Source organism: Pseudodesulfovibrio karagichevae (assembly GCF_041414475.1).
Lineage (GTDB): Bacteria > Desulfobacterota > Desulfovibrionia > Desulfovibrionales > Desulfovibrionaceae > Pseudodesulfovibrio > Pseudodesulfovibrio karagichevae.
The window spans coordinates 57,117-78,167 of record NZ_JBGLYH010000010.1 but is presented as its reverse complement, the minus strand read 5'-3'; the positions used below and the strand labels follow the sequence as shown (position 1 = coordinate 78,167).

Below are 21,051 nucleotides of genomic sequence, written 5' to 3'. Positions count from 1 at the left end.
CCCCCCGTGCGCGCCCCGTGTTTGAAACAGGCACGAATCAGAGCGTAATAGAGGATAAATAGTGCTGAATATCAAAGAGTTGCTCGATAAAGTCAAGGCGTCTCCGTATCGCGAGATCGTGGTCCGCGCCCCGCACACCGGCGTGGTCTCGTTCGCGGCCGTCAAGCCCGGCGAGAAGGTCCACGGCCCGCGCGGCGAGTTCCTGGAAAAGCCCGGCACCCTGCTGGCCCACCTGACCCGCGAGAAGAACGAAAAGCCCATCCTGGCCCCGGAGAAGGGCGTCATCGAGGCCGTGCACACCCAGCACGAGGGCCAGTTCGTGGAGGCGGGCGAGCCGTTGGTGACCATCAAGCATTACATGACCCGCAAGGAAGTCATCGAACTGATCCTGCAGGAGGCCCTGTACCTGTTCCGCGCCCCGGAACGGGCCAAGTACTATTTTGTCCCCGAGGTGGACCAGAAGCTCAAGGTCTCGGGCAAGCGCTCGGTCAAGGTTCAGGACGGCATGGAATTTCTCATCGTGTCCCGCATGAAGCGGGAGACTCCTCTGGCCTATTCCGGGCCCGAGGGCATCATCTACTCCGTCTACTTCGGCCGCGGCGACAACGTGGACGAGGGCGAACCCCTCATCGGCGTCTGCCCCGAGGACCAGCTCATGGTCATCCAGGACGTGGTGGCCCGCATCCAGAGCGAGTGGGAAGAAGAGGCGTAGTCAAACTACCGGAGGCGCACTATGGGCAGATTGCTTCAGATTCGGGTGTCGGCGTGGACCTACAGCGAGGACGAGGTGCGCAACACGTGGCCGTCCCTGTGGAAGCTGGCCTGGCAGGACAGCAACGCCATCCCCAAGAAAGGCGTCATGGAGCTGGCCGACGCGGTCTTCGACGCGGTCCGGGCCGGGCTCATCCCCGACGACCAGGCCAAGGCCCTCAAGGAGAATGCCGAAAAGGCCGACGAACTGCGCCAGTCCATTGAAAAGGCGCTCGGCGACTGGCAGCCCGGCGAGGCGGACAAGCTGACCTATGCCCTGGAAGATACCATGGACGCGCTGGAAGACATTGCCGCCGATTTTTGATATTGCATTGAGACCGACGAATCATATCCCTGTAAGGAGTTGAAATGGCTGGCAGCTTGAATAAAGTAATTCTCATCGGCAGACTGGGGCGCGACCCCGAGTTGTCCTATACCCCCAACGGTCAGGCCCGTTGCAAATTCTCCATCGCCACGGACGAGGGATACCGCGACCGGCAGACCGGCCAGCGGGTCGAAAAGACCGAGTGGCACAACATCGTGGCCTGGCGCCAGACCGCCGAATTCTGCGGCAACTACCTCGGCAAGGGCCGTCTGGTCATGGTCGAGGGCAAGCTTCAGACCCGCAAGTGGCAGGACCAGGCCAGCGGCCAGGACCGCTACATGACCGAGGTCGTGGCCGACAACGTGCAGGGACTGGACCGTGCTCCCGACGGCCAGCAGCCCGCCCCGCAGGGCGGCTACCAGCAGCAGGGCGGCTACCAGCAGCAGGGCGGCTACCAGCAGCAGGGCGGATACCAGCAGAACCGCCCGCCGCAGAACCGTCCGCCGCAGAACGGCTACCCGCAGGAACCGCCCCAGCAGGATGACGAGGACCTCGGTCCCGCTTTCCCGTCCGAGGCCAGCGGCATGGACGACGTGCCGTTCTGATCCGGCGGTTTCAGTCGGCCGGTGCCGGGGACTTGTTTCCGGGCCGGTGAACGGACAGATTTTGAGGGTGGCTTCGGTCACCCTTTTTTTTTTGCGCCCGGAGGGGGCGGCCCTAAGTGTAGCAGATGATGTTCTGGAACACGACGGTGTCCGAGGCCGCCCGGTACTGGTGGGCCACGTCCGCGTGAAAGCGGTGGGCCTGCCCCGGCTTGAGGCGGTGCACCCGGCCCTCGTGGATCAGGTCCAGCACGCCGCTGATGGTCACCGCGTGCTCCACCACCCCGAACCGGTGGGCGGGGGACCGCTGGTGGTGCCGATTGGTCAGGGTGACCTCGAACATCTCCATGCGCGTGGCCGCGTCAAAGGGGAAGATCACCTTGATGGCCATGTCCGCGTCGTTGGGGAAGGGCACCTGGCGGAAGTCGGACCCGGCCTTGCCCGCGAAGAACGACGAGAAGGACAGGTTCAGCCCGCTGGCGATCTTCCACAGGGTGGCGATGGTCGGCGCGGACTCCAGCCGTTCGATCTGTCCGAGCATGGCCTTGGACACGCCCGTGAGCAGGGCGGCCTTGTCCAGGCTCATTTCCCGTTCCTTTCTGCACGTCTTCAGTCGATCGGCTATGGCCGACCGGATGTCGCTCGGCGGCATGGTTTCTCCTTGTACGTTATAACGTACGGTGGTACATTGCGCGCTGTGCGTTATGGCGCACGAGAAGGTTGTTAGCAGGAGCCTGCGGGCCGGGCAAGGAAAACCGGTTCGGCGGGGAAACAAGGAGGACTCACATGGCGGCGGGATTGAGCAGAAGTGCGCAACGGGTTCAGGATTTCCTGTCAAAGCAAGGGGATGAATTCGACGTCCGGGAGCTGGCCTCGTCCACCCGGACCGCCCGCGAAGCAGCGGACAGCATCGGCTGCACCGTGGCGCAGATCGCCAAGTCCCTGGTCTTCCGCGAGGGGACCTCGGGCGAGCCGATTCTGGTGGTGGCCTCGGGCGTCAACCGGGTGGACGCGGCCAAGGTACGCGCCGCCGCATCCCTGGACCTGCACAGGGCAGATGGTAATTTCGTCAAGGATCGCACCGGATTCGCCATCGGCGGCATCCCACCGGTGGGGCACGCGGCGCCCCTTCGCACCGTGCTGGACCAGGATCTGAAACAGTATGCGGAGATATGGGCGGCGGCCGGAACGCCGCATGCGGTCTTCCGGCTGACCCCGGACCGGCTCGGGGCGCTCACGGGCGGGCAATGGATCGACCTGCGCGAGGAGGAATGACCCTTTCCCGAACTCTATTCCCTTTATTTCCAGAAGGTTGTTGCTGCGGGCCGTGTCTTTGGACACGGCCTTTGTCTTGTTTTGGACCAGGCGAGCTGGCCGTCGCGATCAGGCCCATAGCGAACCGCCCAGGACCGGATGCAGAAAGCGTCCGACAGGATCCATGGGCGATTTTACCTTGAAATAATGACCCATTTGCCGATTTTTATGTGTCAAAAAGATACAGTTTGTAATACTATGAAATAATTGAACTTAGTCATAAGATAGGCCCGAAACGGCCAAAATGACCCAAGTAGGATGGGAAAAATGTCACAAGGGTACGCTGCCCGATTTGGGCATAATGCCTTACTATGCCAGTATAAACATAATGGACCGATTCTTGCTCAGGGGGGGGTGTCGCAGCGATGCGGCGCGCTTGTCCGGGTTCCGTTTCTTCAGTCGCAACGGCGGAACTGTGTGGCGGTCGTAGAAGAGGCCGAGGGCGGTTCGCGGATCTGTCGGTGAATGGAAAAGTGACCGCATGTCCGAATTTGGATTGTCTCTTTTTCCAGAATGTTGCTGGAGAGAGGCGTGGTTTCAGGCAGGCTTTTGCCACGTTTTCGGCTTGTTGGAAGTGGTGTTGTGTTCGAAAAATGCACACATAACATAATGAAAATTTTAATCTAAATTCGAAAGAGGCGGTTGACCTCCTCCATCCATCGGAATATGTTAGGTCCAAGTCGGCATAATCGTTCACATGCCGAAGCTTTGGTTGCAAACGGGCATCCAGGGGGTCGTGTACCCCAAGATTATGCCTGTTTGGACATAAAATTCGCCCGGTTGGAGATGGAAGGGCAATTGTCGTCCCTGCGGCTAGGGACGGCGGACCATATTCGGAGTCTTTAGTGGAGGAGCAATGAAGACCGTTCCCGTACAGGATGCCGTCGGCATGGTACTTTGCCACGACATGACCAAGATTGTCCCCGGGGAAACCAAGGGGCCGGTGTTCCGCAAGGGACACATCATCATGGAGGAGGATGTCCAGACGCTGCTCGAGATAGGCAAGGAGCACATCTACGTTCTGGACATGGAAAAGGGCTGCATTCACGAGAACGAGGCCGCCCACCGCATCGCCAACGCGGCCGTAGGCCCCCACATCACCCTGTCGGACGTGTCCGAAGGGCGCATCAATTTCATCGCCGAACCCGGCCTCCTCGACGTCAACGTCGAGGCCCTGCACCGCATCAATTCCATCGAAGAGGTCGTCCTGGCCACGTTGCACACGGGCCAGCAGGTCACCGAGACCCGTCCCGTGGCCGGCACCCGCGTGGTCCCGCTGGTCATCAACGAGGAAAAGATCCGGCAGGTGGAGGCCATCTGCGCCGAGTACGACTACGTGGTCGGCATCCGTCCCTTCCGGCGGCTGTCCGTGGGCCTGGTGACCACCGGCAGCGAGGTTTACCACGGCCGCATCAAGGACAAGTTCGGGCCGGTCATCCGAAAGAAATTCTCCACACTCGGGTCCGAGGTCATGGGCCAGACCCTGACTTCCGACGACCCGGCCATGACCCGCGACGCCATCATGGCCTTCATCGCCGGCGGCGCGGAGATGGTTGTGGTCACCGGCGGCATGTCCGTCGACCCCGACGACCAGACGCCCACGGCCATCCGGCTGACCGGCGCGGACGTCGTCACCTACGGTTCACCCACGTTCCCCGGCGTCATGTTCATGGTCGCCGAGTTGAACGGTGTGCCCATTCTCGGGCTGCCGGGGTGTGTCATGTACTACCGGGCGTCCGTGTTCGATCTGATCGTCCCGCGCCTGCTGGCCGGGGAGAAGATCACCCGGGAAGACATCGTGTCCTTGGGGCATGGAGGTTTTTGCGCAACCTGCGAGGTCTGCCGCTACCCCATCTGTCCCTTTGGTAAATAGATAACGGTTCCTTGGGAATCTAACCTATCTGCTCTGCGAGACAGTGAGAACAAATTAGGAGGAAAACTGTCATGATCAAACGGACGCTCCAAGTAAACGGAGTCTCCAGGAACGTCGTGTGCGAGCCTGAAGAATCCCTGGCCAACGTGTTGCGCCAGAACCTGGGACTGACCAGTGTGAAGATCGGTTGCGGCACCGGCCAGTGCGGCAGCTGCACCATCCTGCGCGATGGCAAGCTGGTCCGGTCCTGTACCGTCAAGATGAAGCGGGTCAAGAACAACACCCAAATCATGACCCTTGAGGGTCTCGGTACTCCCGACAACCTGCATCCCATCCAGATGGCCTGGATCGCCTTCGGCGGCGCGCAGTGCGGCTTCTGCTCGCCCGGCTTCCTGGTCTCCACCTACGCGCTGCTGACCGAGAATCCCAGCCCGACCCGCGACGAGGTCCGCGACTGGTTCCAGCAGCACAAGAACGTCTGTCGCTGCACCGGCTACAAACCCCTGGTGGACGCCGTCATGGCCGCCGCCGAGGTCATGCGCGGCGACAAGCCCATGGACGATCTGATCTTCAAGATCCCCGAGGACGGCCGCATCTGGAACACCCATTATCCGCGCCCCTCCGCCGTGGCCAAGGTCACCGGCACCTGGGACTTCGGCGCCGACATGGGCCTGCGCCTGCCCCCCGGAACCCTGCACTGCGAGCTGGTCCAGGCAGAGGTCTCCCATGCCAACATCCTGTCCATCGACACGACCGAGGCCGAGGCCGTCCCCGGCGTGTACAAGGTCGTGACCCACAAGGACGTCAAGGGCAAGAACCGCATCACCGGCCTGATCACCTTCCCGACCAACCTCGGCGACGGCTGGGATCGTCCCATCCTGTGTGATGAGAAGGTCTTCCAGTACGGCGACGCCATCGCCATCGTCTGCGCGGATTCCCCCGCAGCCGCCAAGGCGGGCGCGGCCAAGGTCAAGGTCGAGCTCGAGCAGTTGCCCGAGTACATGAGCGCTCCGGCGGCCATGGCCGAGGACGCCATCGAAATCCATCCCGGCACCCCCAACGTCTACTATATCCAGAAAGAGGCCAAGGGACCGGACACCAAGCCCATCTTCGACAGCGCCGACGTTGTCGTCGAGGGCGACTACTACACGCAGCGCCAGCCGCACATGCCCATCGAGCCGGACGTAGGGTTCGCCTACATCGGGGATGAGGGCAAGCTGGTCATCCACTCCAAATCCATCGGCATCCACCTGCACCTGCTCATGATCGCCCCCGGTCTGGGCGTGGAGCCCGCGAACATGGTCCTGGTCCAGAACCCCACCGGAGGCACCTTCGGCTACAAGTTCTCCCCGACCATGGAAGCGCTCGTCGGCGCGGCCGCCCTGGCCACCGGCCGTCCGGTCTACCTGAACTACACCTGGAAACAGCAGCAGCAGTACACCGGCAAGCGTTCGCCGCAGTTCACCACCGTGCGCCTGGCCTCCACCAAGGACGGCAAGCTGCTCGGCATGGAGACCGACTGGACCGTGGACCACGGCCCGTACTCCGAGTTCGGCGACCTGCTGACCCTGCGCGGCGCGCAGTACATCGGCGCGGGCTATGACATCCCGGCCATCCGCGGCGAGGGCCGCACCGTCTGCACCAACCACTGCTGGGGCGCGGCCTTCCGCGGCTACGGCGCTCCCGAGGCGGAGTTCCCCTCCGAGGTGTGCATGGACGAGCTGGCCGAGAAGCTGGGCATGGACCCGCTGGAACTGCGTTACAAGAACGTCTACCGCAAGGGTTCCACCACCCCCACCGGCCAGGATCCCGAGGTCTACTCCCTGCCTGAGATGATCGACAAGGTCCGTCCCAAGTACGAGGAGTTCAAGAAGTACGCCGCCGAGCACTCCACCCCCGCCAAGAAGTTGGGCGTGGGCGTGTCCATCGGCGTGTACGGCTCCGGCCTGGACGGCCCGGACACCGCCGAGGTCGACATCGCCCTGAACGAGGACAACACCGTCACGGTGTACTCCGCGTGGGGCGACCACGGCCAGGGCGCGGACATGGGCACCCTGGGCACGGCCCACGAGGCCCTGCTGCCCCTGAACCTGACCCCCGACCAGATTCATCTGATGATGGGCGACACGAGCTTCGCTCCCGCGGCCGGTCCGGCCGGCGGCAGCCGCTCCCAGGTCGTTGTCGGCCAGGCCACCAAGAACGCCTGCGACCAGCTCGTGGCCGCCATGAAGAAGCCCGACGGCTCCTTCCGCACCTACGACGAAATGGTCGCCGACGGCTTGGAACTGCTGTACCACGGTAAGTGGTCCGCTCCGGCCAACGACTGCGACGCCAACGGCCAGGGCAACCCGTTCTGCTGCTACATGTACGGCGTGTTCCTGTCCCTGGTTTCCGTGGACACCGCCACCGGCAAGACCACGGTCGAGAAGATGGTCACCGTGGCCGACATCGGCGTGGTCAACAACTTCCTCCTGGTCGACGGCCAGATCCACGGCGGCGTGGCCCAGGGCATCGGCCTGGCGCTGACCGAGGATTACGAGGACATCAAGAAGCACGCCAACATGGCCGGTGCGGGTATCCCCTACATCAAGGACATCCCGGACGACATGGAGATCATCTACGTGGAGACCCCGCGTCCCGACGGTCCCTTCGGCGCTTCCGGCGTCGGCGAGATGCCGTTGACCGCCCCGCATGCGGCGATCATCAACGCCATCTACAACGCCTGCGGCGCGCGTATCCGTCATCTGCCCGCCTACCCCGAGAAGGTGCTCGCCGCTCTCAAGGGCTAGTTGGAAAACCATAACAATTGCGGCCCATGCCTTGGCATGGGCCGCTTTTTTCCGTAAGTGGGGAGCCATGGAACAAGCGGAACTGAGACAATGGGAAAACCGGTGTATTCAGGAAGAGTCGCCCAAGTGCGCGGCGGCCTGTCCCCTGCATGTCGACGCCCGTGAGTGCTGTTCCCTGCTGGCGGCAAGGCGCGTTGACAAGGCGTGGGCCGTGCTGGCCAAGACCATGCCCCTGCCGGGCGTGCTGGCCCGGACCTGCGACGCGCCGTGCAAGGCGGCCTGCCTGCGCGGGGAGAAGGGCGGCCCCATCGAGATGGGCGCCCTGGAGCGGTTCCTGGCGGACGCGGCCCAACCGGCCAAGCCGCCCCGGCCCCTGCCGCGCAACGGCAAGAGCGTGGCCGTCATCGGCGGCGGCATGACCGGCCTGTGCGCGGCCTGGGAGAGCGCCCGCAAGGGGTTCGCCGTGACCGTGTACTGCACCGAGCCCGACGTGGGCGCCGAGTTGCCCGAAGGGGTGCTTGACGGGGAGCTCGCGGCCATGGACCGCATGGGCGTGGCCATCGAGCGGGGCGCGACCCAGACCCCGGACCTGGTCGAGGCCCAGTTGGAGGAGCGCGACGCGGTCTTCGTGGACAGCGACGCCGTGCCCGAACCCCTTCGTTATTTCGGCGAGCCCGACGAGGTCACGCTCGGCACCAACCGGCTCGGGCTGTTCGCCAGCCGCGCGGGCGAAATCTCGCCGGTGTTCCAGGCGGCGGCCGGACGGCGCGCGGCCAATTCCATCATGCGTTTTTCCCAAGGCGTGTCCATGGTCAAGAGCCGCGAGCTCGAAGGGCCGTACGACACGCGCCTATACACCAGCCTGACCAAGGTCGAATCGGCGGAGCCGGTGCCTGTGGGCGACGGCTACGACGAATCCGCCGCCGTTCGGGAGGCCGCCCGCTGCCTCAAGTGCGAATGCATGGAGTGCGTCAAGGGGTGCGTCTACCTCAGGCACTACAAGCAGTACCCCAAGGTCTACGTCCGCCAGGTCTACAACAACGAGGCCATTGTCCGGGGCACGCGACAGGCCAACAAGATGATCAACTCGTGCATGCTTTGCGGGCTGTGCGACACGGTCTGCCCAGAGGACTTCGCCATGGGCGACGTCTGCCTGGAGGCGCGGCGGAACATGATCGCCAAGGGGACCATGCCGCCCTCGGCCCACGAGTTCGCCCTGCGCGACATGGCCTTCGCCGACGGCGACAAGTGCGCCCTGGCCCGGCACGCTCCGGGCGCGACCGAGAGCGAATACGTCTTTTTCCCCGGCTGCCAGCTGACCGCCACCGATCCCGGCGGGGCGGAGCGCGCCTATGCGGACCTCCGCGAGCGGCTGGGCAAGGTCGGGCTCATCCTGCGCTGCTGCGGCGCTCCGGCCGCCTGGTCCGGGCGCGACGCCCTGTTCCAGGAGTCCCTGGCCGAGCTCAAGGCGGCCTGGGAGGGGCTCGGCTCTCCGCGCATCATCGCGGCCTGCCCCTCCTGCATCAAGATTCTGCGTCAGGCCATGCCCGAGGCGGAGATCGTCTCCCACTGGTCCATCCTGAGCGCGCTGGGGTTGCCCGGTACCGCCCTGAAGACCGGCGGGACCCTGGCCGTGAACGATCCGTGCGCGGCCCGCGAGGACGGGGCGCTGCGCAGTGAAGTGCGCGGCCTGCTCGACGCTCTCGGGGTGTCCATGGTCGAGCCGGAGTACAGCGGCGAGTTGACCCAGTGCTGCGGCTACGGCGGTCTGCTCAACGAGGTCGATCCCGATCTCGGCCATGCCGCCGCCCAGGCGCGGGCAGACGCCGTGGACGAGGACTACGTGACCTACTGCGCCATGTGCCGGGAGATGATCGCCCGGACCGGCAAGAAGGCCATGCACCTCTACGACCTGATTTATCCCGGCGAGGGCGGGGCGGGCGAGCGGCCCACTCCCGGCCATTCCGAGCGGCGCGAGAACCGCGTCCATCTGCGCGAAAAGCTCCTGCGCGAGCTCTGGAGCGAGGCGGACGGCGTCGCGGCCGAGGATTTCGAAAAGGTCAGGGTGGCCTGCACCGAAGCGGCCGCGGCAACCTTGGAGGCGCGGCGCATTCTCTTGAGCGACGTGCAGAAGGTTCTGCTCCAGGCGGAGCGGTCCGGCAGGCATCTGGTCCACGGCGAGACGGGCCGCTTCCTGGCCTCGTACCGCCCGGCCGTGGTGACCTACTGGGTGGAATACGAACCGGCGGAAGACGGGTACCTGGTGCACAACGCCTGGTGCCACCGCATGAAGATAGAGGGAGGGCAGCCATGAGCATGATTACGGTGCCGGGAACCGGAGCGGACGGCTGGCGATGCGGCCCCTGCGACGAGGACCTGGTCATGAAACCGGTGGATCTGACCTATCTCAACTCCCAGTTCAACGTGGAGCTGCCCGTCTGCCCCAAGTGCGGCTACGTGCTCATCCCCGAACAGCTGGCCCTGGGCAAGATGCATCAGGTGGAGCAGTTGCTGGAGGACAAGTAGCCTTGGCCCTCGCGCCGGGCCCGCTGTGGGAGCGCGAGGAACTGCGCGCCGTGGCCGGGGAGACGCTCCGGCCCGGCGGCTTCGAGTTGACCGACCGGGCGGCGGACCATATCGGCCTGGTGCCGGGTTGGCGGGTCCTGGACGTCGGCGCGGGCCTCGGAGCCACCGTGGCCCGGCTGCGTTCGCGCCACGGCGTAAGCGCCTGGGGCGTGGAGCCCTCGGCCGCCCAGCTTGAGCGGGCGGACCGCCCGCAGGGGCTCATCCGGGCGCGCGGCGACCGATTGCCCTTCAAGGCCGGGACCTTCGACGCGCTGTTTTGCGAATGCGTCCTCTCCCTGGTCGACGACCGGCCCGGCGGGCTGGCCGAATTTCACCGGGTGCTCAAGCCCGGCGGTTTCCTGGTCTTGTCCGATCTGTGCGCGTTCAGCCTGTGCGCGTCTGGCCCCTCGTTGGGCGGCGGCGCGTCCTGCGCGGACCGGGCGGCGCCCCTGGACCGGACCGCCCGGATGGTCCGCGACGGCGGCTTCGCCGTCGAACTGCTGGAAGACCACTCCGCCCACCTGCGTGACCTGGCGGCCCGCCTGGCCTGGACCGCCGAGGGAATCGCCTGCGGCTGCGGGCGGGGGATGGGATATTTTCTGATGATCGCGCAAAAGCAAGGAGCATAGCGATGCTGGACGATGCCGGACTTCGCGTCATGGAATTGGCCGGAAAGGGATATTGCTGCAGCCAGATGATGGTCATCATGGCCCTGGACGAGATGGACCGCGAGGAACCGGACCTGGTGCGGGCCGCGGGCGGCCTGTGCAACGGCCTGGGCGACTGCTCCGGGCCGTGTGGCGTGCTCACGGGCTCGGTCCTGGCCCTGGGGCTGTATGCGGGCAAGGGCATGGACATGGAGGAGCCGGTGGACACGCTGCCGGTCATGCTCGAGACCCTGCGCGACTGGTTCGGGGAGCGGACCCTGGAATACGGCGGGACCACCTGCGCGGCCATCCTGGACGGCGGCTGCGGCCAGCCCCACCCCACCCGCTGCGGCGGGCTGGTCTCCGAGGCCAACGCCAAGATCCGCGAGATCCTGGTGGACAACGGGCTGGACCCGGCCGAGGGACGCGAGTTGCCGTGATTTTGAGCCCGAGGAGCGTCTGCCCGGTCTGTCTGAAGCCGATTCCCGCAGAACACGAGACCGTGGGCGACGAGACCTTTCTGGTCAAGACCTGCCCGGACCACGGCGCATTCCGCACCGTGATCTGGCGCGGCGAGCCGTCGTTCGCCTCCTGGGCGCGGCCCAAGGTCCCGTCCGGTCCGCGCAGGGCGTTCACGCCGGTGGAGCGGGGCTGCCCGCTGGACTGCGGGCTGTGCGACGCCCACCGCCAGCACACCTGCACCGCGCTCATCGAGGTCACCTGGCGCTGCGACCTGGGCTGCCCGGTCTGCTTCGCCTCGTCCGGCACGTCGGCCCCGCCCGATCCGTCCATGGAGGCGCTGGGCCGGTTGTTCGACCGGGTGGAGCTGGCCTCGGGCCACTGCAACATCCAGCTTTCGGGCGGCGAACCCACCGTGCGCGAGGACCTTCCCGAGATCATCCGGCTGGGCAAGGCCAAGGGCTATCCGTTCATCCAACTGAACACCAACGGGCTCCGGCTCGGGCGCGAGCCGGGGTATGCGGCCCGGCTGGCCGAGGCCGGGCTGGACTCGGTCTTCCTCCAGTTCGACGGCACCGAGGACCCTATCTTCCGGGCTCTGCGGGGCCGCCCTCTGCTCGAGACCAAGCTTGCGGCCCTGGACGCCCTGGCCGAGGCCGGGGTGGGCATCATCCTGGTGCCCACGCTGGTGCCGGGCGTCAACGACAATAACCTGGGCGACATCCTCCGGCTGGCCGTGGACCGCTCCCCGGCCGTGCGCGGGGTGCATTTCCAGCCGGTCAGCTACTTCGGGCGCTATCCGGAGCAGCCGGGCGACGAGGAGCGCATCACCCTGCCCGAGATCATGCGCGGGCTGGAGGCCCAGACGGGCGGGATGCTCAAGGCCGTCGATTTCCGGCCGCCGGGCTGCGAGCACGCCTTCTGCTCCTTCCACGCCAACTACGTGGTCGACGAGGCGGGCGGGCTGACCCGGCTGTCCTCGGGCGGTGAATGCGGCTGTACGCCGCGCCCGGCCTCGGAAGGGGCGGACGCGGCCAAGGCGTTCGTCAAGCGCCAGTGGAGTTCGCCGGACCGGCAGCTGCCCATGGCCTTCGACGCCGCGCCGGACTGCGGGGCCGAGGCGGACGGACCCGAGGACGCCCTGGACGCCTTTATCCGGCGGGCTGTCACCCACACCCTGGCCGTGTCGGCCATGGCCTTCCAGGACTGCTGGACCCTGGATCTGGAGCGGCTCAAGGGCTGCTGCATCCACGAGGTCTCGCCGGACGGGCGGCTCATCCCGTTCTGCGCCTACAACCTGACGTCCATGGGCGGCGAAACCCTGTACCGGGGGAAGTGTCATGGGCCGATCCAATCTTGATTCCTGGCTGGCCGGACGCATGGACCGGGACACGGTCCCGACCGGCCCCGAACTGCGCGCCTGGCAGCTTGACCGGCTGCGGGAGCTGGTGGACCACGCCCGCCGGGGCAGCCCGTTTTACAACCGCCACCTTGAAGGCGCATCCTGCGCGGATCTGGACTCCCTGGAGGCCTTTTCCCGGCTGCCGGAGATCTCCCCGGAGCAGCTGCGGACCAACCCGGACGCGCTGCTCAGCGTGTCCCGCGACGACATAGAGCGGGTGGTCACCCTGTCAAGCTCCGGCACCACGGGCGCGCCCAAGCGTATCTTCCATACCGCCGACGACCTCGAGGCCACGGTGGACTTTTTCAGCTGGGGCATGGCCAACATGGTCGAGCCGGGCGGGACCGCGCTGGTGCTCCTGCCCGGAGCGCGTCCCGGCGGGGTGGGGCAGCTGCTCGACGAGGCCCTGTCGCGGCACGGCTCGCGGGCCGTGGCCTTCGGCGAACTGACGGACGCCGGGGCCGCCGTGGACCGCTGCCTGGCCGAGAAGGCCACCTGCGTGGTCGGCTCCCCGGCCCACATCAATCTTCTGGCCCACGCCTGGGCGGCGCGCGGCCTGCCCAAGGGGGCGATCCGGTCCGCGCTGCTGTGCTGGGACGTGATTCCGGACGCAGTGTGCGCGAGCGTGGCCGAGCTTCTGGGCTGCCGGGTCTTCCGCCATTGGGGCATGATCGAGACCGGCCTGGGCGGGGCCGTGGAGTGCGCGCCCGGTTCGGGCATGCACCTGCGCGAGACCGATGTCTACGTCGAGATCGTGGACCCGCTTACGGGCGCGCTGCTCCCGGACGGCGAATTCGGCGACATGGTCGTGACCACGCCGCTCAAGTTGGGCATGCCGCTCATCCGCTACCGCACCGGGGACGTGGGACGCATCCTGGCCGGGGAGTGCCCCTGCGGCAGCCCGCTGCGCAGGCTGGACCCGCTGATCCGGCGCAGGCATGACGGGGTGCCGTTGCCGTCCGGCCCCCTGGCCCTGCGGGAGTTGAACGAGGTTTTGTACGGCGTGCCGGGCGTGGCGGATTTTGCGGCCCGGCTGGCGGGCTCCACCCTGCGCCTGACCGTGTGCGGCGACGCCCCGGCAAAAACGGTCCTGGCGGCCCTGGAGGGGCTGCCCGCCGTGGCCGGAGGGCTCGCAGCCGGGACGCTCCGGGTGGATATCGAAAACAAGCATAGCGCCGCTCCGGCCGTTCCGGGTCTGGACAAGCGGCGCATAGTCATGGGGAGTTGATTCATGAAAGCGTTTGTGCGTGACGTGGCCGGGCTGGTGCGGGCCGGGGAGCCCTTTGTCCTGGTCACGGTGGTGGAGAGTTCCGGGTCCACGCCGAGGTCCTCGGGCGCGAAGATGGCCGTGCGCCGGGACGGGACCATCCTCGGCACCGTTGGCGGCGGCCTGGGCGAGGCGCGTGCATGCGGGGCCGCCGGGAAGATGCTCGCCAACGGCGCGGCCGACGGCGAGGCGCGGCTGATGTTCGTGGACATGACCCAGGAACTGGCCGCGGACTCGGACATGATCTGCGGCGGCGGACTGTCCATGCTCCTGGAGATGGCCGCGCCGGACGGAGAGTGCGCCCGCGCCTACGCCGAACTCGACGGGATGTTGCGCAAGGGCGTCCCCGCCACGCTGATGACCCGCATCCAGAACGGCGACGCCCCGCGCGCCGTCGGGCACGAACTCGTCGCGGGCAGGCCGAAAGGCGACGTGCCGGTCTTCACCCGGGACAACGATCCCATGGTCCTGGCCGAGCCGTTCATCCCGCCCGCGCCGCTGTACATCTTCGGGGCCGGGCACGTGTCCCGGTTCACCGCGCGGGTGGCGGCCATGGTCGGCTTCCGCACCGTGGTCCTGGACGACCGCGAGGAGTACGCCAATCGCGAACGGTTCCCCGAGGCGGACGAGGTGGTCGTCCTGCCGTCCTTCGCCGGGTGCTGCGACGCCTTCAAGGACGACGCCGAGGCGTTCGTGGTCATCGTCACGCGCGGCCACCTTCATGACCGCACCGTCCTGGCCGAGGCCCTGCGCACCAGAGCGCGCTACGTGGGCATGATCGGCAGCTCCACCAAGCGCAACAAGATTTACGACTCCCTGCTGGCCGACGGCTTCACCCGGGCGGACCTCGATCGCTGCTACAGCCCCATCGGCCTGCCGCTGGGCGGCCAGACGCCCGAGGAGATCGCGGTCAGCATCGTGGGCGAACTGATCAAGGTCCGGGCGGGCAAGGCATGACGGCCAGGTTCTCGGCGATCATCCCGGCGGCCGGGCTCTCCTCGCGCATGGGCCGGTTCAAGCCGTTGCTGCCGCTCGACGGCGGCACGGTCCTGTCGCGCTGCGTCCGGCTGTTCAGGCAATGCGGCGTGGAGCGCATCGTGGTGGTCACGGGCAAGCGCGCGGACGAGGTAGCGGCCTGCGCCATGGAGGCCGGAGCCATGGCCGTGCACAACCCGGCCTTCGAGCAGGGTATGTACTCCTCGGTCCTGACCGGGGTGCGGGCCCTGGGGGCGGACCCGGAATCTTTTTTCATGCTCCCGGCGGACATTCCCCTGGTGCGGCCCGAGACCGTGCGCAGGCTCATGGACGAATTCGTACGCACCCGGCCCTCGGTGCTCTATCCCCGGTTCGGCGGGGAGCGCGGCCATCCGCCGTGCATCAACGCCGAGGTGGTTCCGGCCATCCTGGAGCACGACGGGACCGGCGGGCTGCGGGCGGTGCTGGACGGCTTCGAGCAGGACGCCCGCAACCTGGACGTGGCCGATTTCGGGACCGTCCACGACCTGGACCATCCCGAGGACTACGAACTGGCCCTGGCCGTGGCCGGGATCGGCTACCCGCTCGAGGACGAGTGCGCGGAGTTGTTTCGGCTGCATGGAATTTTAGACCATATCCTCGGCCATTGCCGGGCCGTGGCCGCCGTGGCCGTGGCCCTGTGCGAGCGGCTGAACGACCGTCTGGGGGACCGGCCCGGCGCTGTCCATCTGAACCCCGGCCTGGTGCTCGGCGCGGCCCTGACCCACGACATCGGCAAAGGCACCAAGCGGCACGAGGCCGCCGGGGCGGAACTGCTCCGCGAATACGGGTTCCCCGACGCCGCCGACATCGTGGCCGCCCATTTCGACGTGGCCCTGGCCGACGATGCGCCCATCACCGAGAAGGAGGTCGTCTTCCTGGCCGACAAGCTGGTCCGCTGCCACGGTCCGGTTCCCCTCAAGGGGCGCTATCTGGAGAAGGTGGAGATGTACAGGCACGAAGAGGGCGCGGAGGAGGCCATCCTGGGCCGGATGGGCCGCGCCGAGGCGGTCATGGCCCGGTTCGACCGCGAAATGAACGGTTCGTCCGAGCGCATCGCCCGGGAGGCCCTGGCATGATCGTGCTCCTGCGCCATGGCTGGACCGAAGGCGGCAAGGGGCGGTGCGTGGGCCGCACGGCCCTGCCTCTTTCGCCCGAAGGACGGACCCAGGCCCTGAGCCTGATCGACGACCTGGGCGGGATTCCGTTCGCGCGGTTGTGTTCGAGCCCGGCGAGCCGGGCGCAGGCCACCGTCGCCCCCCTGGCCGAGCGGCTGGGACTGGGGGTGGAGATTCTGCCCGCGCTGGACGAGATCGACATGGGCGCGTGGGACGGCCTGTCCTTCAACGAGATCCGCGCGCGCTTCCCCGAGGAGTACGCGGCGCGCGGGCAGCGGCTCGGCAACTACCGTGCGCCGGACGGCGAGAGCTTCGCGGACGTGGCCGAGAGGGCCATGGCGGCGCTGGCCGAACTGGCCGCGGGGCCGCAGCCGGTGCTGGTCACGACCCACGCGGGCGTGATCCGGTCCGTGCTCTGCCGGGTGACCGGCCATCCCCTGGACGGCCTGTTCCGGTTCTCGCCGGGGTGCGGACGGTGCACGGTCCTGCGCCCGAACGGGACGTTCGAACTCGTCGCGGATGACGTGTTCGCCCGGAGCGTGCGCGATCTGCTCTGACCGGCGGTTAGGTCTTCCTACGTCCGTCTCTGGACGTATTTCGAATTGCTGGAATAGAAGATGTTGTAGACCAGTGTGAGCAGGCAGGCGAAGGCCGCCGAGCCGATGCCTATGGCCACGTTGTAGAAGGGCGGCGCGGTCAGGGCCAGCCGGATGAGCAGGGTGGCCAGGGCGAACCCGGAGTTGCGGAAGACCGCCCGGAACTCGGGCAGGAAGCGCTGGGCAATGAGCACCAGCATGATGTCGCTGAAGATCAGCACCGTGTAGAAATTCTTGAAGAAATGGTACGGATGCTCGCCGCGCAGCACGTGCAGCCCGTTCTGCAGGCCCATGCCCACGAAGATGGCCAGCATGACCAGGGCGACGAGTTTCTTGGCGGCCACGAACTTGAACAGCGGGGTGCCCCCCTTGAGGGTTTCGTCCAGGTTGCGGCGCAGCAGCCCGTAGACGCCGAGCAGGCAGAAGATGACCACGGCCCCGCAGCCGTCCGAGATGAGCATCCACAGCTCGGTCTCGTGGCCGGTGATGGCGATGGGCTCCGGGAAGTCCGCCAGGGTCTTGAAGGCGTCCCGGAGCAGGATGAGGGCCAGAATCTCGAACTGCTTGCCCACGGACTTGGAGATGGAGCAGGGCAGGGTGAAGATCAGGCCGACGACCTCGAGGACCAGGACCAGGGTGAAGGCCAGGTTGATGGCCATGAAGTGGCTGGTCGGGATCATGGGCGCGAGCTGTCCGGTGATCCATCCCTGGCGTTTCATCTCGATGACGATGAGCGCGAGGACGAAGACCACCACCAGGAACCCGGCCACGGCGCGCTGGGTGCTGTCCTTCTCCCAGAAGTGGTGCAGGGGGTCGAAGGTAAAGGTGACCAGGTCGTATATCTTGTGCATGGGATGTATCATGATGCCTCTACAAGTAAATCCATCGGTTGAGCGCCGTCAACAGGCGCGGGTCAGGAACTAACAGGAGAGACGGCAGAAGTAAATAGGAATGTTTCCTATTTAACCTAAATTTCGAAAAGCATCTCGAGATCGTCGCGGGTCAGGCTCTTCAGGGCCGACTGGCCGGGGATGATCGCCTCGGCCACGTCCTTCTTCTGCTCCTGGAGCTTGAGGATGCGCTCTTCCACGGTGTTCTGGCAGATCATCTTGTAGGCGAAGACCTGGCGCTTCTGGCCGATGCGGTGCGTACGGTCCGTGGCCTGGTTCTCCACGGCCGGGTTCCACCACGGGTCGTAGTGGATGACGTAGTCGGCGCTGGTCAGGTTCAGGCCGGTGCCGCCCGCCTTGAGCGAGATGAGGAAGATGGGGATGTCCGGGTTGTCGTTGAACCGGTCCACCTGCTCGAAGCGGTCCTTGGACGAGCCGTCCAGGTAGGCGAAGGGAATCTCCCGGATCTGCAGCCAGTTGCGGATGACGTGGAGCATCTGCACGAACTGCGAGAAGACCAGGACCTTGTGGCCGCCTTCGATGATGTCCACCACCAGGTCCTTGAATGCGTCGAACTTGCCGGACGGCAGGTTGGTGGACACGCCGGGCATGTCGAGCTTGAGCAGGCGCGGATGGCAGCAGATCTGCCTGAGCTTGAGCAGAGCGTCCAGGATGGACATCTGGCTCTTGGCCATGCCCTTTTCGTCCACGTCGCGGAGGACCTGGTCCTTGAGCTTCTTGGCCAGGGCGTTGTACAGCTCACGCTGCTCGTCCACCAGGTCGCAGTAGTGGGTGGTCTCGATCTTGGGCGGCAGGTCCTTGGCCACCTCGGCCTTGGTGCGCCGCAGGATGAACGGCTTGACCCGGGTGCGCAGGTAGTCGAGCGTCTCTTCGTCGCCGTCCTTGATGGGCTTGACGATGCCGCGCTGGAAGCTGTGCTGGGAGCCCAGGAAGCCGGGCATGAGAAATTCGAACAGGGACCAGAGCTCGAACAGGTTGTTCTCGATGGGCGTACCCGACAGGCAGACGCGCAGGCCCGCTTCGAGCTTGCGCACCGAGCGGGCGGTGATGGTGTTCGGGTTCTTGATGTTCTGGGCCTCGTCCAGGATGACGCTGGCGTACTCGTACTTGAGCAGTTCGTCCAGGTCGCGCCTGAGCAGGGCGTAGGTGGTGATGACCAGGTGCGAGTCCTTGATGTGCTGGAACAGCCCCTCGCGCTTGGCCCCGTAGATGGTCAGCCGCTTCAGCCCCGGCACGAACTTCTGTGCCTCGCGCTCCCAGTTGGGCAGGACCGAGGTGGGCACGATGATCAGGTTGGGCCCGTCTATGCCGCTGTCCACCAGGGACTGGATGTAGGACAGGGTCTGGATGGTCTTGCCCAGCCCCATCTCGTCGGCCAGGATGCCGCCGAAGCCGTACTCGCGCAGGAAGTTCAGGTAGCTCAACCCCTGGATCTGGTAGGGGCGCAGGGTGGCCTGCAGTTCCTTGGGCTGGGCGATCATCCGGATCTGATCGAAGTTGTTGATCTTCTCGCGCAGCTTGACGAAAAATTCATCGGTCTGGGCCTGGGGCAGGTCTTCCAGGATCTTTTCGAGCACCGGGGCCTCGAACTGGTTGAACTGCTGCTTGGGGGCCTTCTCCGGGTCGAAGCCCAGCGCCTTGAGCTTGTGGCCGAGTTTGTTCAGCCAGGACTCGGGCAGGCTGGTGTAGGAGCCGTCCTTGAGCTGGACGTAGCGCTTGCCCTTGGTCCACGCCTCCCAGATGACCTCGATGGGCACTTTCTGGTCGTCGTACTGGACCGACAGCTCGAGGTTGAACCACTTGTCCTCCTCGTCGCTCTCCACCTCGGCCACCACCACGGGCTGCGTGGTGCGCACCTTGTAGCGGGTCAGGTTCTGCTCGCCGTAGACCCGGTAGGCCTCGACCAGCTGCGGGTAGAAGTCGAGCAGGAAGTTGATGGCCTCCTCCTGCTCCATGAACCAGATGTGGTTGTTCCTGGGCTGGAAATTCATGTCCTGGAGCTCGGTCAGGAGCCGGGCCTCCTCGTCCTGGGCGCGCCGGATCAGGTAGGACTTGCCGCCGTCGTGGTAGGAGCCGGTCTGCAGGTCCGGGTTGGGGCCGGGCATGATGAATTCGCCGTGCTCGTTGGTGTAGATGTTCTGGACCTTGAGCACGAGCAGGGAGCCTTCCTCGTCCAGGTAGAGCTTGGGATCGTAGTCCGCGTCCTGGAAGATGGGGCCCACGCGCTCCAGGAAATCCTCCTGGCCGTAGAGGTCGCTGACCGGAATCTGGGTCCAGACGCGGTCCAGAAACTCGGACACGTCGGCGTGGGGCACGATGGGCTTCTGCTCGACCATGCCCTGGACCAGCTTGGGGTCCAGCCCGGTCTGCACCGGGTAGAAGGAGTTCTTGTAGTAGACCCACAGCGGCAGCCGCCCGTAGAAATATATTTCTTCCTCATCGGTGATGGGGAAGGGCATCTTGTCCTCGCGGGCCAGCAGGATGTCGAAGGACAGGCCGTCCTCGCTCAGGGCGGGCGAGAGCTTGAGCTGCATGGTTTTGGATTCGATGGTCACGGGCTGGTCGGTCTCGCGCAGGTACAGGTAGTACTCGTTCTTGACCGCGCGGAAGAACCAGGAGTGCAAACCCGCCGGAATCTCCACCTTGTGGCCCCAGTAGTCGAGGTAGTGGCCGATCTGCTCGGCCACGCCGGGCAGGGCCGGGGAGGTGTCGCACCAGTCCTGGTTCTCCACGATCTGGGCCAGGGTGACCTCGTTCTGGACCTGGGAGATGCCCGACTTGTTCTGGCGGGCGCGGAAAAAGGCGACCTGGAGTCGGCCGAGCTCGGGGTAGATGCGGTAGATGAGGTAGTGCCGTCCGGCCTCGGGTTCGAGCTCGGTGGCGAAGAACGGGCGGAAGGTCTGGCGCCAGTCCGTGCGCGGGGTGGGCATCTCGCCGCCGGATTCGCTGTCGAGCGACTTGAGCATCTTGACCGCGGTGGCGGCCACGTGGCGGCAGACCCCGGAGAAGGAATCCGGGCAGTTGCAATAGTAGTTGATGGTCCTGTCGGACAGGTTCAGCCCGATTTCCGAGGTGTAATTCTGGAAATCGTCTCCCTGCACCTGGCCGTCGATGTCCCAGTACTGTTCCCGCTTTTTGAGGTCCAGTTTTGAAACGCCGTTCTCGGCCACGATTCCATGGGCGCTTTCCAGGATGTAATCCGGGACGCTGTCGCCGATGAAATCCTGCAGTATGGATTTGACTATCTGTTCTTCACCGCTGCTCATCGAAAGTCTCACGAAATCATCATGTCAATAAATTCGAACAGAACTTCTTACATATAACTCCAGCAATGGGCAAGCTGGATTTGTTTCCCCCCAGGTCCACGTGGACCCTTGGCTTTTCGCACCCGTTGGTCCATACTGGGAACGTCAGCCATG

Annotated in this window: 18 protein-coding genes; 15 read left to right on the top strand and 3 right to left on the bottom strand. The window is 65.8% G+C overall.

Annotated features, from left to right (window positions below; translation table 11 throughout):
• Positions 1 to 61 precede the first annotated feature (61 nt).
• Genes AB6M95_RS05675 through AB6M95_RS05665 form a run of 3 tightly spaced genes read left to right on the top strand, consistent with a single transcriptional unit; the run spans position 62 to position 1,680 of the window.
• Entirely contained in the window at positions 62 to 712 is a 651-nt protein-coding gene (locus AB6M95_RS05675) for a biotin/lipoyl-containing protein (RefSeq protein WP_371385769.1), read from the top strand.
• Positions 713 to 733: 21 nt separating this feature from the next.
• The gene (locus tag AB6M95_RS05670) at positions 734 to 1,075 is read left to right on the top strand and encodes a hypothetical protein (RefSeq protein ID WP_371385768.1); all 342 of its coding nucleotides are present in this window, start codon (positions 734 to 736) and stop codon (positions 1,073 to 1,075) included.
• Positions 1,076 to 1,119: 44 nt separating this feature from the next.
• Positions 1,120 to 1,680: a single-stranded DNA-binding protein gene (locus AB6M95_RS05665; RefSeq protein WP_371385767.1), complete on the top strand. Its 561-nt coding sequence runs from the start codon at positions 1,120 to 1,122 to the stop codon at positions 1,678 to 1,680.
• 112 nt (positions 1,681 to 1,792) lie between these two features.
• Here the strand turns inward: AB6M95_RS05665 and AB6M95_RS05660 are convergent, their stop codons facing one another.
• Complete coding sequence (locus AB6M95_RS05660; RefSeq protein WP_371385766.1) at positions 1,793 to 2,329, bottom strand: helix-turn-helix domain-containing protein; 537 nt, start codon at positions 2,327 to 2,329, stop codon at positions 1,793 to 1,795.
• Between the two features lie 134 nt (positions 2,330 to 2,463).
• On the opposite strand from AB6M95_RS05660, the gene AB6M95_RS05655 reads away from it, so the two are divergent.
• From AB6M95_RS05655 to AB6M95_RS05600, 12 genes are all read left to right on the top strand, one after another.
• Positions 2,464 to 2,952, top strand: a complete 489-nt coding sequence (locus AB6M95_RS05655; RefSeq protein ID WP_371385765.1) for a YbaK/EbsC family protein — start codon at positions 2,464 to 2,466, stop codon at positions 2,950 to 2,952.
• A gap of 895 nt (positions 2,953 to 3,847) precedes the next feature.
• On the top strand, positions 3,848 to 4,864 hold the full coding sequence (locus AB6M95_RS05650) for a molybdopterin-binding protein (RefSeq protein WP_371385764.1): 1,017 nt from the start codon (positions 3,848 to 3,850) through the stop codon (positions 4,862 to 4,864).
• Positions 4,865 to 4,935: 71 nt separating this feature from the next.
• Entirely contained in the window at positions 4,936 to 7,653 is a 2,718-nt protein-coding gene (locus AB6M95_RS05645; RefSeq protein WP_371385763.1) for a molybdopterin-dependent aldehyde oxidoreductase, read from the top strand.
• A gap of 67 nt (positions 7,654 to 7,720) precedes the next feature.
• A complete protein-coding gene (locus AB6M95_RS05640) occupies positions 7,721 to 9,967 on the top strand; it encodes a pyridine nucleotide-disulfide oxidoreductase/dicluster-binding protein (RefSeq protein ID WP_371385762.1) in 2,247 nt (748 codons plus the stop codon).
• Positions 9,964 to 10,179 carry a DVU_1557 family redox protein gene (locus AB6M95_RS05635; protein WP_371385761.1) on the top strand — a complete coding sequence of 72 codons (216 nt, stop codon included), beginning with the start codon at positions 9,964 to 9,966 and terminating at the stop codon, positions 10,177 to 10,179. The genes AB6M95_RS05640 and AB6M95_RS05635 overlap by 4 nt, the downstream gene beginning before the upstream one ends.
• 2 nt (positions 10,180 to 10,181) lie before the next feature.
• Positions 10,182 to 10,847, top strand: a complete 666-nt coding sequence (gene trsM, locus AB6M95_RS05630) for a DVU_1556 family methyltransferase (RefSeq protein WP_371385760.1) — start codon at positions 10,182 to 10,184, stop codon at positions 10,845 to 10,847.
• A gap of 2 nt (positions 10,848 to 10,849) precedes the next feature.
• Complete coding sequence (locus AB6M95_RS05625; protein WP_371385759.1) at positions 10,850 to 11,305, top strand: DVU_1555 family C-GCAxxG-C-C protein; 456 nt, start codon at positions 10,850 to 10,852, stop codon at positions 11,303 to 11,305.
• Complete coding sequence (trsS, locus tag AB6M95_RS05620) at positions 11,302 to 12,684, top strand: radical SAM (seleno)protein TrsS (RefSeq protein WP_371385758.1); 1,383 nt, start codon at positions 11,302 to 11,304, stop codon at positions 12,682 to 12,684. Before AB6M95_RS05625 ends, trsS begins: the two co-directional genes overlap by 4 nt.
• The gene (locus AB6M95_RS05615) at positions 12,665 to 13,954 is read left to right on the top strand and encodes a DVU_1553 family AMP-dependent CoA ligase (RefSeq protein WP_371385757.1); all 1,290 of its coding nucleotides are present in this window, start codon (positions 12,665 to 12,667) and stop codon (positions 13,952 to 13,954) included. Before trsS ends, AB6M95_RS05615 begins: the two co-directional genes overlap by 20 nt.
• Positions 13,955 to 13,957: 3 nt before the next feature.
• Complete coding sequence (locus AB6M95_RS05610) at positions 13,958 to 14,950, top strand: XdhC family protein (RefSeq protein ID WP_371385756.1); 993 nt, start codon at positions 13,958 to 13,960, stop codon at positions 14,948 to 14,950.
• On the top strand, positions 14,947 to 16,086 hold the full coding sequence (locus AB6M95_RS05605) for a DVU_1551 family NTP transferase (RefSeq protein WP_371385755.1): 1,140 nt from the start codon (positions 14,947 to 14,949) through the stop codon (positions 16,084 to 16,086). Before AB6M95_RS05610 ends, AB6M95_RS05605 begins: the two co-directional genes overlap by 4 nt.
• Complete coding sequence (locus AB6M95_RS05600; protein WP_371385754.1) at positions 16,083 to 16,682, top strand: histidine phosphatase family protein; 600 nt, start codon at positions 16,083 to 16,085, stop codon at positions 16,680 to 16,682. Before AB6M95_RS05605 ends, AB6M95_RS05600 begins: the two co-directional genes overlap by 4 nt.
• A gap of 17 nt (positions 16,683 to 16,699) precedes the next feature.
• Here AB6M95_RS05600 and AB6M95_RS05595 read toward each other — a convergent pair whose 3' ends face one another.
• Positions 16,700 to 17,572, bottom strand: a complete 873-nt coding sequence (locus AB6M95_RS05595) for a hypothetical protein (RefSeq protein WP_371385753.1) — start codon at positions 17,570 to 17,572, stop codon at positions 16,700 to 16,702.
• Between the two features lie 116 nt (positions 17,573 to 17,688).
• On the bottom strand, positions 17,689 to 20,898 hold the full coding sequence (locus tag AB6M95_RS05590; protein WP_371385752.1) for an SNF2-related protein: 3,210 nt from the start codon (positions 20,896 to 20,898) through the stop codon (positions 17,689 to 17,691).
• Positions 20,899 to 21,051 lie beyond the last annotated feature (153 nt).

What these genes read in the sequence shown, in the direction of transcription:
- AB6M95_RS05670 (WP_371385768.1), top strand. Translation starts at nt 734, where the DNA reads ATGGGCAGATTGCTTCAGATTCGGGTGTCGGCGTGGACCTACAGCGAG.
- AB6M95_RS05665 (WP_371385767.1), top strand. Translation starts at nt 1,120, where the DNA reads ATGGCTGGCAGCTTGAATAAAGTAATTCTCATCGGCAGACTGGGGCGC.
- AB6M95_RS05660 (WP_371385766.1), bottom strand. Translation starts at nt 2,329, where the DNA reads ATGCCGCCGAGCGACATCCGGTCGGCCATAGCCGATCGACTGAAGACG.
- AB6M95_RS05655 (WP_371385765.1), top strand. Translation starts at nt 2,464, where the DNA reads ATGGCGGCGGGATTGAGCAGAAGTGCGCAACGGGTTCAGGATTTCCTG.
- AB6M95_RS05650 (WP_371385764.1), top strand. Translation starts at nt 3,848, where the DNA reads ATGAAGACCGTTCCCGTACAGGATGCCGTCGGCATGGTACTTTGCCAC.
- AB6M95_RS05645 (WP_371385763.1), top strand. Translation starts at nt 4,936, where the DNA reads ATGATCAAACGGACGCTCCAAGTAAACGGAGTCTCCAGGAACGTCGTG.
- AB6M95_RS05640 (WP_371385762.1), top strand. Translation starts at nt 7,721, where the DNA reads ATGGAACAAGCGGAACTGAGACAATGGGAAAACCGGTGTATTCAGGAA.
- AB6M95_RS05635 (WP_371385761.1), top strand. Translation starts at nt 9,964, where the DNA reads ATGAGCATGATTACGGTGCCGGGAACCGGAGCGGACGGCTGGCGATGC.
- AB6M95_RS05625 (WP_371385759.1), top strand. Translation starts at nt 10,850, where the DNA reads ATGCTGGACGATGCCGGACTTCGCGTCATGGAATTGGCCGGAAAGGGA.
- AB6M95_RS05615 (WP_371385757.1), top strand. Translation starts at nt 12,665, where the DNA reads ATGGGCCGATCCAATCTTGATTCCTGGCTGGCCGGACGCATGGACCGG.
- AB6M95_RS05610 (WP_371385756.1), top strand. Translation starts at nt 13,958, where the DNA reads ATGAAAGCGTTTGTGCGTGACGTGGCCGGGCTGGTGCGGGCCGGGGAG.
- AB6M95_RS05605 (WP_371385755.1), top strand. Translation starts at nt 14,947, where the DNA reads ATGACGGCCAGGTTCTCGGCGATCATCCCGGCGGCCGGGCTCTCCTCG.
- AB6M95_RS05600 (WP_371385754.1), top strand. Translation starts at nt 16,083, where the DNA reads ATGATCGTGCTCCTGCGCCATGGCTGGACCGAAGGCGGCAAGGGGCGG.
- AB6M95_RS05595 (WP_371385753.1), bottom strand. Translation starts at nt 17,572, where the DNA reads ATGCACAAGATATACGACCTGGTCACCTTTACCTTCGACCCCCTGCAC.
- AB6M95_RS05590 (WP_371385752.1), bottom strand. Translation starts at nt 20,898, where the DNA reads ATGAGCAGCGGTGAAGAACAGATAGTCAAATCCATACTGCAGGATTTC.